The sequence below is a fragment of the Rhizobium sp. Leaf306 genome, assembly GCF_001423425.1.
In the GTDB taxonomy this organism is placed as follows: domain Bacteria; phylum Pseudomonadota; class Alphaproteobacteria; order Rhizobiales; family Rhizobiaceae; genus Neorhizobium; species Neorhizobium soli.
This window is the reverse complement of sequence record NZ_LMNX01000004.1, coordinates 373,065-387,941: the sequence shown is the minus strand read 5'-3', so window position 1 is coordinate 387,941 and position 14,877 is coordinate 373,065. Positions and strand designations below refer to the sequence as shown.

The 14,877-nt window shown below is 62.2% G+C and carries 12 protein-coding genes; 9 read left to right on the top strand and 3 right to left on the bottom strand.

Annotation, left to right across the window (positions count from 1 at the left end; translation table 11 throughout):
* Positions 1-210: 210 nt before the first annotated feature.
* Positions 211-1,590, bottom strand: coding sequence for an FAD-containing oxidoreductase (locus ASG19_RS19945; RefSeq protein ID WP_200933936.1), 1,380 nt, complete (start codon positions 1,588-1,590; stop codon positions 211-213).
* A gap of 13 nt (positions 1,591-1,603) precedes the next feature.
* A complete protein-coding gene (locus ASG19_RS19940) occupies positions 1,604-2,080 on the bottom strand; it encodes a DUF4126 family protein (RefSeq protein WP_062461499.1) in 477 nt (158 codons plus the stop codon).
* Positions 2,081-2,248: 168 nt separating this feature from the next.
* Between ASG19_RS19940 and ASG19_RS19935 the strand changes: the two genes are divergently transcribed.
* The 5 genes from ASG19_RS19935 to ASG19_RS19915 all read left to right on the top strand — a co-directional run bounded on the left by ASG19_RS19935 (position 2,249) and on the right by ASG19_RS19915 (position 8,903).
* Positions 2,249-4,051, top strand: coding sequence for a sensor histidine kinase (locus ASG19_RS19935; protein ID WP_082476477.1), 1,803 nt, complete (start codon positions 2,249-2,251; stop codon positions 4,049-4,051).
* Positions 4,048-5,436 carry a sigma-54 dependent transcriptional regulator gene (locus tag ASG19_RS19930; RefSeq protein WP_062461496.1) on the top strand — a complete coding sequence of 463 codons (1,389 nt, stop codon included), beginning with the start codon at positions 4,048-4,050 and terminating at the stop codon, positions 5,434-5,436. Before ASG19_RS19935 ends, ASG19_RS19930 begins: the two co-directional genes overlap by 4 nt.
* A gap of 230 nt (positions 5,437-5,666) precedes the next feature.
* Positions 5,667-6,650, top strand: a complete 984-nt coding sequence (locus ASG19_RS19925) for a tripartite tricarboxylate transporter substrate-binding protein (protein ID WP_062461492.1) — start codon at positions 5,667-5,669, stop codon at positions 6,648-6,650.
* 273 nt (positions 6,651-6,923) lie between these two features.
* Complete coding sequence (locus ASG19_RS19920) at positions 6,924-7,385, top strand: tripartite tricarboxylate transporter TctB family protein (RefSeq protein ID WP_062461489.1); 462 nt, start codon at positions 6,924-6,926, stop codon at positions 7,383-7,385.
* A gap of 12 nt (positions 7,386-7,397) precedes the next feature.
* On the top strand, positions 7,398-8,903 hold the full coding sequence (locus ASG19_RS19915) for a tripartite tricarboxylate transporter permease (protein WP_062461487.1): 1,506 nt from the start codon (positions 7,398-7,400) through the stop codon (positions 8,901-8,903).
* Positions 8,904-9,188: 285 nt separating this feature from the next.
* Here the strand turns inward: ASG19_RS19915 and ASG19_RS19905 are convergent, their stop codons facing one another.
* A complete protein-coding gene (locus tag ASG19_RS19905; protein WP_082476445.1) occupies positions 9,189-10,277 on the bottom strand; it encodes a LacI family transcriptional regulator in 1,089 nt (362 codons plus the stop codon).
* Between the two features lie 254 nt (positions 10,278-10,531).
* Here ASG19_RS19905 and ASG19_RS19900 point away from each other — a divergent pair, with 254 nt between their 5' ends.
* The 4 genes from ASG19_RS19900 (at position 10,532) to ASG19_RS19885 (ending at position 14,877) form a co-directional block, all read left to right on the top strand.
* Positions 10,532-11,782 (top strand): ABC transporter substrate-binding protein, encoded by a 1,251-nt coding sequence (locus tag ASG19_RS19900; RefSeq protein WP_200933935.1) that lies wholly within the window; start codon positions 10,532-10,534, stop codon positions 11,780-11,782.
* 216 nt (positions 11,783-11,998) lie between these two features.
* Entirely contained in the window at positions 11,999-12,901 is a 903-nt protein-coding gene (locus tag ASG19_RS19895; protein WP_062461963.1) for a sugar ABC transporter permease, read from the top strand.
* Entirely contained in the window at positions 12,898-13,779 is an 882-nt protein-coding gene (locus ASG19_RS19890; protein WP_062461481.1) for a carbohydrate ABC transporter permease, read from the top strand. The genes ASG19_RS19895 and ASG19_RS19890 overlap by 4 nt, the downstream gene beginning before the upstream one ends.
* A 6-nt stretch (positions 13,780-13,785) precedes the next feature.
* The gene (locus ASG19_RS19885; protein ID WP_062461478.1) at positions 13,786-14,877 is read left to right on the top strand and encodes an ABC transporter ATP-binding protein; all 1,092 of its coding nucleotides are present in this window, start codon (positions 13,786-13,788) and stop codon (positions 14,875-14,877) included.

The following is a 14,877-nucleotide window of genomic DNA, read 5'->3' as shown; positions in this document are numbered from 1 at the left end:
CTGTGGCCTCCCGTCGTGGAATGGATGTTGGGGGAGATCGCTCTGATGTCTTCCCGTCGCCGGCGGCCTTCGATTGTGCCGACGATGGGTGAAGTCTAAGCAAACTCCCCCCCGTTGCAAAGGGAGGGAGAAGGTTAAATTCCTGTAATGACGGGATTGTCAGCGAGCGCGCCGCAGCGCGTGAACGCCCCGCCATTCCTGATGGTTTCGTCAGCCTGCCGGCTTCATCGACTGGACCACGGTCGGCCACAGTTCCGAAACGGTGGGGTGGATGGGCACGGCCCAGCGCAGGGCATCATAAGTCGCGCCGGCATTCATCATGTCCAGCACGCCGTGGATCGCCTCGTCGCCGCCGGTGCCGAGAAGGGCGGCGCCCAGGATCTTTTTCGTCTCCGCATCGGCCACGATCTTCATCAGGCCGATCGTCTCGCCCTTTTCCACGGCACGTCCCACCTGGCTCATCGGCCGCGTGCCGACGAGAACCTTGTGGCCTGCCTTCACCGCCTGGTGCTCGGTCATGCCGACACGGCCGAGCGGCGGGTCGGTATAGAGCGCATAACCAAGCAGGCGGTCGGAGACCTTGCGGCTCTCGCCATCGAGCAGATTGGCCGCAACGATCTCGAAGTCGTTGTAGGCGGTGTGGGTGAAGGCGCCGCGGCCGTTGCAGTCGCCCATCGCCCAGATGCCCGCGACGCTGGTCGACAGATCGTCGCCCACCTCAATATAGCCGCGCTCGTCGAGCGTCACGCCCGCCTTGTCGAGCCCGAGATCGTCGGTGTTGGGACGGCGTCCGACCGCGAGCAGCACGTCGGAGCCGATGACTTCAGGTTCGCCTTCGTTGCAGCTGACGCCGACTGCAATGCCGTCGTCCATCTTCCTGAAGCGGATGCAGTCGGCACTCGTTCTGATGACGATCCCTTCGGCTTCCAGCATCTCTTGGATGGATTGCGAGATCTCCGGGTCCTCGCGGCTGACGATACGGTCCCCGCGTTCCACCACGGTTACCTTCGCGCCGAAGCGGCGATACATCTGCGCATATTCCAGCCCGATATAGCTGCCGCCGATGATCACCAGATGGTCCGGCACCCGGTCCAGCCCGACGATGTCGCTGTTGGTCATGTAGGGGATGTCGTTGACGCCCTCGAAATCGGGAATGGTGGCGCGCGCGCCGACATTGAGAAAGATCTGCGGCGCCGTCAGCAACTCGTCGCCGACGCGGATCGTGTTAGCGCTCTCAAAGCGGGCATGGCCGCGGATCAGCGTGCAATGGGGCATCTTCTCCAGCCAGCTTTCATTGCTGCCGCGGCTGTCCATCGTCACTTTCAGCGCGCGCCGCATCACCGCCGGCATGTCGATCGTCACCTCGCCGCCGATGCCGATGCCGTAATCGGCGCTGCGGCGGGCAATATGCGCGGCGTAGGCGCTGGCCACCAGCGTCTTGGTCGGCTTGCAGCCGGTGTTGACGCAGGTGCCGCCGACATGCTTGCGCTCGATGATGGCGACGGTCTTGCCCGCGTCGTTGAAGCGTCCGGCAAGCGATGGCCCGGCCTGGCCGGCGCCGATGATGATCGCGTCGAATGTCTGCATGATGCTCAGATCTCCGTTAGGCGGCCGGCGTTCCCGGCAAAAGCAGGATGACAATCAGGGCTGCGACGACGGCCACGCCGTCCTCGATAAAGGCTGCCGGTGCATCCTTGCCGAAATGGGCAGCAAGCTTTGCCCGCACTGCGGCGCCACCCAGCGTTCCGATCACGGCGCCGATAATGCCGGAGACGAGGCCGGCCAGCCAGTAGCCGTAGGGCATTCCGATCGCAGCACCCGAAAGCGCGCCAGTCAAGATGCGCGCACCGAATTGCTGCGGCACCTTGCGGCTCGGCGTCGAGGGCAACTGGTCGGTGATGAATTCGACGATGGCGATCAGCGTCAGGATCAGCACGGCCCATTTGGAGCCCATGAAGGCGAGCCAGGTGCCGGAGAGATCAAGCCAGCCGAGACCGGCCGCCCAGCTGACGATCGCCGGTGCCGTCATGGCGCGAAGTCCGGCCACCGCGCCGATGACGAGTGCAAGCATGTAACTCATGATGATTCCCTTTGCCGCCGCCGACGGATGCCGGTGAAATCAAGTCTTCGCAAGTTTTAGTGGAATTCGCCAGTGGCGGATTTTAAGGTGACGACCGAGGACGAGTTGGGAGGAGGAGCCCGGCATCTGGTGAGATACGCAATTCTTGCAGCGGCGGGCGTGGCGGTCATGATCGGTCTGGGCATCTATGTCCAGGGCGCCGGCATGATCGCGAGCGGCTACATGGAGGAGGCGAAGGCGCAGGCCAACACCACGCTGAGGCTTGCCGTTTCCGGTCTCGACGGGCACCTGAAGCGCTACGAGGCGCTGCCGGCCCTGATCGCCGACCAGCAGAATGTCGAGGCTTTCGTGCTCGATCCGTCCAACACAACCCTGCAGGCCGCCACCAACGCCTATTTGAAAGACACCAACGCGCTCCTCAAATCCTCCGACATCTATCTGATGACGATGGACGGGCAGACGATCGCTGCCAGCAACCATGACAGCGACGTCAGTTTCGTCGGCGAGAATTTTTCCTACCGTCCGTATTTCCAGGAAGCTGCAAAGGGCCGCCAGTCTCGCTTTTATGCGCTCGGCACCACGTCGCTCAAGCGCGGCTACTACTTCTCGTCGCCGATCGAGATCGCCGGGGTGATCCGCGGCGTCATCGTCTTCAAGGTCGATATCGATCTGGTCGAGGACAGCTGGGGGAAGGGGACCGCCCAGGGCACCGAAGACCGCATCTTCGTTGCCGACCCCGAGGGCATCATCTTCATGACCAGCCGGCCGGAATGGCTCTATGCCACGACCCTGCCGCTGTCGCCGGGGCGCATCGCCCGCACCCAGACCTCGCGGCGCTATGCGGATGCGAAACTGCGCGAACTGCCGGTGCGGCGCGGCGAATTCGCCGGTCACGAGGTGATGACGATTGCCGACAACGGTGGCGACCGGGAATATCTCGTCGTGTCGCAACCGATGCCCGACGCCGGATGGACTGTCAGCGTGCTGATGGATACCGGGTCCGTGCATGCCCAGGCAAAGACCACCGTCGCTGCCCTGCTTCTATCCTTGTGTCTCGCCGTCCTCGGGCTTGCGGTCATCCTGCAGCGCCGGGCGCGGCTTGCCGAGCGCATGCATCTCCAAGCGGAAGCGCAGAATGCGCTCGAACACCGGGTTGCCGAGCGCACCGCCGATCTTGCCCGCGTCAACGCCCAGATCGAGGAGGAAGTGGCCGAGCGCCGGGCGACCGAACAGCGGTTGCGCCAGACCCAGGCCGATCTCATCCAGGCCGGCAAGCTTGCCGGTCTCGGCCAGATGTCGGCAGCACTGTCGCACGAGCTCAACCAGCCGCTTGCGGCCGCGAAAACCTATGCGGAGACGGCCGGCGTGCTGATGGACCTTAACCGCACGGAAGAGGCCCGCGACAACGTTAGACGCATTTCGGCGCTGATCGATCGCATGGCCTCGATCAGCAAGCATTTGCGCAACTTCGCCCGCAAGCCGAACGAAAAGCTCGGTGCCGTTTCGCTGCAGGAGGTGATGGACGACACGCTGGAAATCGTCGCGGCGCGGCTGAAGGCGGCCGATGCGGATCTCGTCGTCGACATCCCGGCGAACCTTCCGAAGGTCAGGGCCGGTTCGATCCGTCTGCAGCAGGTGCTGGTCAACGTCATCGGCAATGCGGCAGATGCCGTCGAGGGACTAGCCGACCGGCGCATCGCCGTTTCGGCGTCAAGAACCCACGATACCATCACGGTGCAGGTGCGCGATGGCGGGCCGGGTGTGCCGGCGTCGATTCGCGAGCGCATCTTCGATCCCTTCTTTACCACCAAGGGCATCGGCAAGGGTCTCGGCCTCGGGTTGTCGATCTCCTACAACATCGTCAAGGATTTCGGTGGTAGCCTTTCCGTCACCGATGATCCCGATGGGGGTGCCGTGTTCACCATCGAGCTCGACATTGCCGACGAAAACCTGATGGAGGCTGCCGAGTGAGCGAAGCAAGGGATGCGGCGCAAAGGGTTTTGCTGGTTGACGACGAAGAGGAGCTGCGCCGGTCCACCGCTCAGGCGCTGGAACTGTTCGGGCTCTCGGTGCAGACCTTTTCCAATGCCGATCATGTTCTCGAGCTTGCCGGTTTCGGCTTCGACGGCGTTATCGTCAGCGATATTCGCATGCCCGGAACAGACGGCATGACGCTGTTGCAGCGGGTTCGTGAGCTCGATGCGGAAATCCCGATCATTCTCGTCACCGGCCATGGCGATGTGCAGCTGGCGGTGAAGGCGATGCGCGAAGGCGCCTATGATTTCCTCGAAAAGCCGTTCACGCCGCAGCATCTGGCCGGCGTTATCCGCAGGGCGCTCGATCGCCGCGCGCTGGTCATGGAAAACCGCCGGCTGAAGGCGGTGGCCGGCAAGCGCGACGATCTGGAAACCCGCATGCCCGGCCGCACCCAGGTGATGGTCGACCTGCGCTACCGGATCCGCGCGATCGGCGCCACCGATGCCGATACGCTGATCATCGGCGAGACCGGCGCCGGCAAGGAAGTGGTGGCGCGGGCGCTGCACGATGTCAGCCCGCGCGCCAACCGGCCGTTTATCGCCATCAACTGCGCGGCACTTCCGGAAACGCTGATCGAAAGCGAGTTGTTCGGCCACGAGGCGGGCGCTTTTCCGGGCGCGATCAGGCCGCGATACGGCAAGTTCGAACATGGCCGCGGTGGTACGATCCTGCTCGACGAGATCGGCTCGATGCCGTTCGACCTGCAGGCGAAATTCCTGCGCGTCCTGCAGGAGCGGGTCATCACAAGGCTCGGCTCGAACGAAACCGTGGCGCTCGACGTCCGCTTTATCGCCACCAGCAAGGTGGATCTGGAAGCGGAGGTCGCAGCCGGCCGGTTCCGGGCCGATCTACTCTACCGTCTCAACGTCGCAACCATCCATGTGCCGTCACTTCGGGAGCGTCGGGCCGATATCGCGCTCCTGTTTCTGCAGCTGGTCCGCGAAGCTTCCGCCCGCTATGGCCGTGACGATCTCGACGTTCCCGTCGATGTGATCGCGACGATCGGCGACCAGGCCTGGCCCGGCAACGTCCGCGAATTGCGCAACGCCGCCGATCGGCTGGTGCTGGGTCTCGATCTTCCGTCGACGGATTCCAACGGCAGGCTTCGTGATCCGGCCGGGCGATTGGCCGACAAGGTGGCAGCCTTCGAGCGCAACCTGATCGCCGGCGAAATTGCTGCCCATGGCGGTGCCCTGCGCCCCGTCTACGAATCGCTCGGCATTTCGCGCAAGACGCTCTACGAAAAGATGCAGAAACACGGGCTGGACAAGCGGCTGATCTCGGCCGACCAGATGCTTCAGGACGATCTGAACGGGTGACGAACTATGTCTTGAAACCCGCACTGGGTGGATTTCCACCCAGGCTTTGATGTGATTGTTCCCTAATCCACCCATGCTGCATTGCACGCCAGCGATAAACTTAGCAACGCTGCCTCCCCCCTGATTGCGGCCAGTGCTTTCACCACTGCAAATGGCACCCACGCTGGCGAGGGAGGACTGTCGCCAGCACTCAGTTTGCATGCTGATTTTCACGCTCGGGAGGACAAATCATGAAAATCGTCAACGCCATGATCGGCGCAACGGCTCTTGCCGCCATGTCGCTGTTTTCGGCTTCTGCCAACGCGCAGAGCTATCCGGAACGCCAGATCACGATGATCGTACCGTTTGCAGCCGGTGGCCCGACCGATACGGTTGCGCGTCTTGTGGCCGAATCCATGTCGCGCGATCTCGGCCAGCAGATCGTCGTCGAGAATGTCGGCGGTGCCGGCGGTTCGCTCGGTGCCGGCCGCGTCGCCAATGCGGAAGCAGACGGTTATACCGTCCTCCTGCACCATATCGGCATGGCGACCAGCGCCACGCTCTATCGCAAGCTCGCCTATGACACGCTCAACGCGTTCGAATATGTCGGTCTCGTCACGGAAGTGCCGATGACGCTTCTCGCCCGCAAGGACATGGAAGCCACCGATTTCAAGGGCCTTATCGAATACGCCAAAGCCAACAAGGACAAGGTGACGGTCGCCAATGCCGGCATCGGCGCTGCGTCGCATCTCTGCGGCATGCTGTTCATGAGCTCGATCGAAACGCCGCTCGTGACCGTTCCCTACAAGGGCACCGGCCCGGCCATGACCGATCTTCTCGGCGGACAGGTCGACATCATGTGCGACCAGACCACCAATACGACAAAGCAGATCCAGGGCGGCACGGTAAAGGCCTACGCCGTCACCTCCGCTGACCGCCTCGACATCCTGAAGGACCTGCCGACCGTCAAGGAAGCCGGTTATCCGCAGATGGAAGTGGGCATCTGGCACGGCATCTACACGCCGAAGGGCACGCCGAAGGAAGCCAACGACAAGCTGTCTGCGGCGCTTAAAGTCGCACTGAAAGACCCGAACGTCGTTGCCCGTTTCGGTGAACTCGGCACCAAGCCTTCACCGGAAGCCGACGCCACGCCTGAGGCGCTGAAGACCAAGCTGGAAAGCGAAATCGCCCGCTGGAAGCCGGTCATCGAGGCAGCCGGCCAGTACGCCGACTGATCTCTCGTCACGGCACTGCCCCTCACCCTGGCCCCTCTCTGGGCAGGGTGAGGAGTTCTGCTCGATCGGCCTTGGAGCCCGCAACCTTTCGTCCTTCTCCCCCGCGGGGGAGAAATTGCCGGCAAGCTGATCGCTCAGATCGACCGCTGATCGGCGCGAACGTCTGCAAGGACCCCACCGGCAAGCGACACTCCTGCAAGCGACACTCCTGCTAGCGACCATGCCGACCCGCGGCGCAGATCCACAGAGCTCTTCCAATATTTCGGAGCCATCATGAATTCACTCAATATCGACAGGACCAATCTGGTCTGCGGGCTGGCGCTCATGCTGACCGGCCTGTTCTTTGCCTATCAATCGATCGAACTGGAACTCGGCACGGCGCTTCGCATGGGGCCGGGCTATTTTCCGTTCATCCTCGCCTGCGTTCTCGTGCTCTTGGGCGGCGTGATCGTCTTCCAGGCCATTCGCGTTCACGGCGAACCGGTGGGTGCGCTTGCCTGGCGCGGAATGGCCTTCATCCTGCCGGCACCGATCTTCTTTGGTCTCACCGTGCGCGGTTTAGGCTTCGTGCCGGCGATCTTCTTTACGGCGCTGATCGCGGCATTCGCCTCGCACAAGATGAAGCCGTTGATGGCCGTCATCCTGGCGGCTCTGCTCACGGTCTTTTCGGTTCTCGTCTTCAGCTATGGTCTTGGTCTGCCGTTCCGGCGGTTCGGGCCGTGGCTGGGCATGTAAGGGGCTCGGTTCATGGAATTATTCAACAATCTCGCCCTCGGTTTCTCCACCGCCACGTCGATCGAGAACCTGTTCTTCTGCCTCATCGGGGTGCTGCTTGGCACGCTGATCGGCGTCCTGCCCGGCATCGGCGCAACGGCGACGATCGCCATGCTGTTGCCGATCACCTTCCAGCTCGAACCCGTGTCGTCGCTGATCATGCTCGCCGGCATCTACTACGGCGCGCAGTATGGCGGCTCCACCACGGCCATCCTCATCAATATGCCCGGCGAATCTTCGTCCGCGGTCACCGCCATCGACGGTTACCAGATGGCGCGCAAGGGCAAGGCGGGACCGGCGCTTGCCATCGCTGCCATCGGATCGTTCTTCGCCGGCACGGTTTCCACCTTTCTTGTGGCGATCTTCGCGCCGCCGCTGACCTCGATCGCCCTGCAGTTCGGTGCGGCGGAATATTTCTCGCTGATGGTCGTCGGTCTCGTCTCGTCGATCGCGCTTGCTCACGGGTCGATCATCAAGGCGCTCGCCATGGTCTGCCTTGGCCTGCTGCTTGGCCTCGTCGGCACCGATATCTACACCGGCACGCCGCGCTTCACGCTCGGAATCCGGGAATATGCCGACGGTCTGAACTTCGTCGCGGTCGCGGTCGGCGTCTTCGGTATCGCTGAAATCCTGCGCAATCTCGAAAGCGAAAAGACCCGCACCGTGCTGATGGCGAAGGTGTCCAACCTGATGCCGTCGCGCGAGGACTTCAAGGCGATGGTCGGCCCAGTTCTGCGCGGCACGGCGATCGGCTCCATCCTCGGTATCCTGCCGGGCGGCGGCGCGATCCTTGCGGCATTTGCGTCCTATACGGTCGAGAAGAAGGTATCGAAACATCCGGAAGAATTCGGCCACGGCGCGGTTGCCGGCGTTGCCGGGCCGGAATCGGCCAACAATGCGGGTGCACAGACCTCGTTCATCCCACTCCTGACGCTCGGCATTCCGGCCAATCCGGTCATGGCGCTGATGGTCGGCGCGATGATCATCCAGGGCATCGTTCCAGGTCCGAACGTTGCCGTCGAACAGCCGGCGCTGTTCTGGGGCATCATCGCGTCCATGTGGATCGGCAACCTGATGCTTGTGATCCTCAACCTGCCGCTGATCGGGTTGTGGGTAAAGCTTCTGACGATCCCCTATTACGTGCTCTTCCCGATCATCATGGCGTTCTGCGCCATCGGGGTCTACAGCGTCAATTCCAACGTCTTCGATCTCTATGCCGTCGCCTTCTTCGGTCTGCTCGGGTACGTTCTTTTGAAGCTGCGCTGCGAACCGGCACCGCTTCTGCTCGGTTTCGTTCTTGGCCCGCTCCTGGAAGAAAACCTGCGTCGCGCAATGATCCTGTCGCGCGGCGACGCCACCACCTTCATCACCCGCCCCATCAGCGCCGGCCTGCTCGCGCTTGCCGCACTGGTGCTGATCGTCGTCTTCCTGCCAAGCGTTCGGAAGAAGCGCGAAGAGGTGTTTGTCGAGGAGGATTGAGAGGTGGCGGCTCTTACAGGCCGTCGCGGACGAGTATGAGTTGCCGGTAGATCTTGGGGGAGGAGGGGAAGCGTTTCCTCTCCTCCTCATCCCTGTGCCTGTCACAGGGATCCAGGCACACGAAGTCATTCGCGTGAAAAGACCCTTCAGCGCCGCAGACGCGACGCTGCTGGATTCCTGGGACGAGCACAGGAATGAGGGGGGCGGGGGTTGCGGACGCGTCGGCTGGGTTCCTGTGGCGAGCACAAAAATGAGGGGAGGTTGGGGCTGCCGAAGTCCCCTTCATTACACCGTCTGCAGCGCCTGCAGTTCCTCGACCGGCACCTCTCCACCCATCTGCTTCAGAAGCAGCGCGGCCATAAGACGACCCGCCTCCGCGAGGTCCTCGTAGATCGTTTCGATACGCGGGCGGACCTGGTCGAACAGGCCGGACGTCTGTTTGGCGACCAGGCGCACATCTTGGCCGATGATGCGGCCGGTGTCGTAGGCTGCCGACATCACGGCCATGGCGGAGACCTCGCCGCCGCAGATGAAGCCGTCGGGCGCGTCGTCGGCCGCCAGTCGTTCCGCCACGTGATCGCGGATCGCATCGGACTTGCTGTCGAGCGAGACACGGTCGGAAATCTCGAAGGCAACGCCTTCCTCGCGCACCGCCGTCATGAAGCCGTGGCGCATGTGATGGGCGAAGGTGAACTGGGCGGGCGGCAGGATGATGAACAGCCGCCGACAGCCAGCAGCGATCAGGCTTTTCGCGGCACGATAGCTAAAGGCGTAATTGTCGTAATCCACGTAAGGATGCGGCGTCGCAAGCTCGGTGCGGCCGTGGCACACGAAGGGAAAACCCTGTTCCATCAGGAATTTCACGCGCTCGTCGGCGGCTTCGGTGCGGCTGAACAGGATGCCGTCGGCCATCCGGTTGCGGACGATATGCTTGACCGGATCGATCTGCGGCGTGTCTGAAAAATGCGGCGTGATCACCAAGTGGTACCTGGTGCCGCGCAGTGCCGCACTCATGCCGCGGATCATCGATGTGCCGTAGCCGAGGATTTCCTCGTGCGGATCAAGGACGAGGCTGATCACGTTGGTGCGTCCGGTGCGCAACCGCTGCGCCGCGCGATCCGGCAGATAGCCGACATCTTCGGCCGCCTGGCGCACGCGGACGCGGGTTTCGAGCGCAATCTGGGGATCGTCGGAGAGCGCCCTCGATACGGTCGTGACCGCAAGCTCGGTCAGTTCGGCAACGGTCTTCAGCGTCGGTTTCTTCTGGGCTGTATCGCGGGGCAAGCGGTTCGCGTGCGGCCGCGCCGGGCGTCCCTGCTGCAGCGTATCCGGGTCGATGTCCTCACCCCGGTCATCCCGGTCGTCAAGCGGCATTCCTGTCTCCTCCAGCGCCCCTCCAGGCGCCCTGTTTGTATCGTTGCAAAACGCCGTAAATTCGGCAAGTGCAAATCAACTCTTCAACGTCGCAAACGGGAAATATCGCTTTTATCGTTTTATAACAGGGTGATGCCGGATCTTTAGCATCACTGAAATTCTGTCCCCTACGGGGTTGACACTCGCATGAGTTATATCGTTATAAATCGATGTCCGGAGAGGAGCCCGGCTTTGAGGGAGATATTTCAATGACTATTCGTTTGATCGGCAAACTGGCCGCCGGTGCGGCTATGATTGCGCTGACGGCCGGTGCCGCAAAGGCAGCCGAACAGGTTGAGGTTCTGCATTGGTGGACGTCAGGCGGCGAAGCCGCGGCGCTCAACGTGCTCAAGGAAAATCTGGCCAAGCAGGGTATCGGCTGGAAAGACATGCCGGTTGCCGGTGGTGCCGGTTCTGCCGCGATGACGGCGCTGCGCGCCCGTGTGACCGCCGGCGATCCGCCGACCGCCGTCCAGCTGCTCGGTTTCGACCTGCGCGACTGGTCCGAGATGGGCGTCGCCGCCAATCTTGACGATCTCGCCGCCAAGGAAGGCTGGGACAAGGTCATTCCGGAAGCGCTGCAGGCGTTTTCCAAGTATGATGGCCACTGGGTTGCTGCCCCCGTCAACATTCACTCCACCAACTGGCTGTGGCTGAACAAGGCTGCCTTCGACAAGGCCGGCGGCAAGCAGCCGACGAATATGGACGAGCTGTTCACCATGCTCGACGCCTTCAAGGCGCAGGGCATCACCGCGCTCGCCCATGGCGGCGTTCCGTGGCAGGACGGCACCCTCTGGGAAGCCGTGGTTCTGTCCGTTGGCGGTCCTGATTTCTACAAGAAGGCCGTGCTCGACGCCGATCCGACAGCGCTGTCGGGTGATACGATGAAGAAGGTGTTCGACGATATGTCGAAGCTTCGCACCTATTTCGATCCCAACTTCTCCGGCCGCGAATGGAACCTCTCCACCGCGCTCGTCATCGAAGGCAAGGCCGGCGCTCAGGAAATGGGCGACTGGTCGAAGGGCGAATGGCTGCGCGCCAAGAAGACCCCCGGCACCGATTTTGTCTGCATGCGCTTCCCCGGCACACAGGGCTCCGTCCTGTTCAACGCTGACCAGTTCATGATGTTCGACGTGGGTGAAGATCAGAAGGACGCACAGATGAAGATGGCATCCGCCGTCGAAGATCCCGCGTTCCAGATCGCCTTCAACACGGTCAAGGGTTCCGTGCCTGCCCGTACCGACGTCTCGGACGAAAAGTTCGACGATTGCGCCAAGAAGGGCATGAAGGATCTGGCGGAAGCCTCGTCCAAGGGCACGCTGATGGGCTCGCTTGCTCATGGTTATGCGCAGCCGGCCGCTGTCAAGGAAGCCATGCTTGACGTCATCACCCAGCATCTGAATGGCCAGCTGACCACGGATGCCGCGCTGAAGCGTCTGCCGGAAGCGGTTGCTGCCGCGAAGTAGTCAAAAAAACCCCGCCCCAAACCCCTCCCCACAAGGGGGAGGGACTTAACCCAGCCGCACTGTCTGGGCCCGATTTGGTCGGTGGGTGCCCACAGGTTTTCTCCCCCCTTGTGGGGAGATGGCCGGCAGGCCAGAGGGGGCTTTTTTGTTGGCGCACCTTCAAACGTCTCTATTCGCATCCGGAGATCCCCCATGACGACAATCGAACCGGCTCCGATGGTGACGCCGACCAGGCCGCGGCGGTCCATGGCCGATGGCTTGCGCAATGGCTTGCCGAAGCTCGTTCTGGCGCCGTCCTTTGCCATCATTCTGGTGTTCGTCTACGGCTTCATTCTGTGGACAGTCTATCTGTCGTTCACCACGTCGAAGATGATGCCGATCTACAAGTGGGGCGGGTTCGATGCCTATTACCGGCTCTGGTCGCAGCCCAACTGGTATGTGGCGATGCAGAACCTCGCCATATTCGGCGTGCTCTACATCGTGCTCTGCACCGCAATCGGGCTGTTCATCGCGATCCTGATGGATCAGCGCATCCGCGCCGAGGGCGTTCTGCGGCCGATCTTTCTCTATCCGATGGCGCTGTCCTTCGTCGTGACAGGCACGGCCTGGAAGTGGTTCCTCAACCCTGGCCTCGGGCTTGAGAACACGATGCACAATCTCGGCTGGGAAAGCTTCAAGTTCGACTGGCTGGTGAACCCGAAAATGGCGATCTACACCGTCGTCATTGCCGGCGTCTGGCAGGCCTCGGGCTTTATCATGGCGATGTTTCTGGCGGGCCTGCGCGGCATCGACGGCGAAATCGTCAAGGCCGCACAGATCGACGGCGCCTCAACCGTGTCGATCTATCGCCGCATCATCATTCCGATGCTGCGCCCGGTCTTCCTGTCGGCCTTCATCGTGCTCGCGCATATGGCGATCAAGTCCTATGACCTTGTCATCGCGCTCACGGGCGGCGGGCCGGGCAATGCCACCGAACTTCCGTCCACCTTCATGTATTCCTACACGTTTACCCGCAACCAGATGAATGTGGGCTCGGCCAGCGCCGTGATGATGCTGATGGGCATTACCGCGATCATCGTCCCCTATCTCTATTCCGAGCTTCGGGAGAAGAACCATTGAGCGCGATCCCTGAAAATGTCAGCGCCGGGTCGGTGCGCACCGTCCGCTATTTCATCTATGGCGCACTGATCATCCTTGCCGCCGTCTATCTGCTGCCGCTCTATGTGATGCTCACCACGTCGCTGAAGTCGCTCGACGAGATCCGCGGCGGCGACATGCTGGCGCTGCCCTCCGATCCCTCCATCGCCGCCTGGGTCAAGGCCTGGGGCGAAGCCTGCATCGGCGTCTCCTGCGTCGGCATCAAGGGCTATTTCTGGAACTCGCTAAAAATGGTGGTTCCGGCTGTCGCCATCTCGACGCTGCTCGGCGCGCTCAACGGCTACGTGCTCACCAAGTGGCGCTTCCCTGGGCATAAGCTCGTGTTCGGGATGATGCTGTTTGCCTGCTTCATCCCGTTCCAGGCGGTGCTTATCCCGATGGCGCGGCTGCTGGGTGCGATGGGCATGTCGAATTCCACCGCCGGCCTCGTCTTCGTCCATGTGGTCTACGGCCTCGGCTTCACGACGCTTTTCTTCCGCAACTATTACGAGGCGTTTCCGGACGAGCTGGTCAAGGCTGCGATGATGGATGGCGCCGGCTTCTTCAAGATCTTCTGGCGCATCCTGCTGCCAAGCTCCGGCCCGATCATCGTCGTTACGGTCATCTACCAGTTCACCAATATCTGGAACGACTTCCTGTTCGGCGTCTCCTTCTCGTCGGGCGAGGCATCGCCGATGACGGTGGCGCTCAACAACCTCGTTTCGTCTTCCACCGGCGTCAAGGAATACAATGTCGACATGGCCGCCGCCGTGTTCGCGGCATTGCCGACGCTGTTCGTCTATGTCGTCGCCGGACGTTATTTCGTGCGTGGCCTGATGGCCGGCGCAGTCAAGGGTTGATCCAACATGAGCTTTCTCGAGATCAAGAATATCCGCAAGAAGATCGGCAATGTCGAGATCCTCAAGGGCATCGACATCGATCTGGAAAAGGGCGGCTTCCTGGTGCTGGTCGGCCCGTCCGGCTGCGGCAAGTCCACGCTGCTTAACGCCATTGCCGGCCTGCTGCCGCCGACATCCGGTGACATCGTCATCGATGGCGAGGTGGTGACGGACCTGCATCCGTCCAAGCGCGACATCGCCATGGTGTTCCAGTCCTACGCGCTCTATCCGAACATGACGGTGGAGGAGAACATCGCGTTTGCGCTGGAGATGCGCGGCATCGACAAGGCGGAGCGGGAAACGGCCGTCGCAAGCGTGGCAAAGACCCTGCAGATCGAGCATCTCCTGAAGCGTCGTCCGAGCCAGCTTTCCGGCGGCCAGCGTCAGCGCGTCGCCATGGGCCGGGCGCTGGTTCGCAAGCCGCGCGTGTTCCTGTTCGATGAACCGCTCTCCAACCTCGATGCAAAGCTGCGCGTCGAGGTGCGGGCCGAGATCAAGGCGCTGCACCAGAACACCAATGCGACGATCGTCTATGTCACCCACGACCAGATCGAGGCGATGACGCTTGCGACCAAGATCGTCGTCCTCAAGGAAGGCATCGTACAGCAGGTCGGAACGCCGGCCGAAATCTACAATCTGCCGGCCAACCTGTTTGTCGCCGATTTCATGGGCTCGCCCGCGATGAACATGCTGAAGGGCAAGGTCGTCGCTGGCGGCGTCGCCCTGTTCGGCGGTTCGACGACGGTTGCCGTGCCGCCGACGGTGACTTCCGTTCTGTCCGTGGGCAAGGATGTCATTCTCGGCCTGCGCCCCGAAGCGATCACCGATTCCGGCCTTGCCGATCCGACAGCCCATGCGATTGCCTTCGTTGATGCGCAGGTAACGATGGTCGAGCCGACGGGCTCCGACACGTTCGTGACCGGTCGGATGGACGGGGTGAATTTCACGGGACGCGCTCGCGCCGAAGTACCGGTCACGCTTGGCCAGACATTCCGCTTCGCCTTCAATCTCGACAAGGCCGTCGTGTTTGATCCGGAAAGCGGCAACCGCATCGGCTAA

Excerpts from the sequence above, each read along its gene's own strand:
- ASG19_RS19940 (WP_062461499.1), bottom strand. The coding sequence starts at position 2,080 with ATGAGTTACATGCTTGCACTCGTCATCGGCGCGGTGGCCGGACTTCGC.
- ASG19_RS19935 (WP_082476477.1), top strand. The coding sequence starts at position 2,249 with ATGATCGGTCTGGGCATCTATGTCCAGGGCGCCGGCATGATCGCGAGC.
- ASG19_RS19925 (WP_062461492.1), top strand. The coding sequence starts at position 5,667 with ATGAAAATCGTCAACGCCATGATCGGCGCAACGGCTCTTGCCGCCATG.
- ASG19_RS19920 (WP_062461489.1), top strand. The coding sequence starts at position 6,924 with ATGAATTCACTCAATATCGACAGGACCAATCTGGTCTGCGGGCTGGCG.
- ASG19_RS19915 (WP_062461487.1), top strand. The coding sequence starts at position 7,398 with ATGGAATTATTCAACAATCTCGCCCTCGGTTTCTCCACCGCCACGTCG.
- ASG19_RS19905 (WP_082476445.1), bottom strand. The coding sequence starts at position 10,277 with ATGCCGCTTGACGACCGGGATGACCGGGGTGAGGACATCGACCCGGAT.
- ASG19_RS19895 (WP_062461963.1), top strand. The coding sequence starts at position 11,999 with ATGGTGACGCCGACCAGGCCGCGGCGGTCCATGGCCGATGGCTTGCGC.
- ASG19_RS19885 (WP_062461478.1), top strand. The coding sequence starts at position 13,786 with ATGAGCTTTCTCGAGATCAAGAATATCCGCAAGAAGATCGGCAATGTC.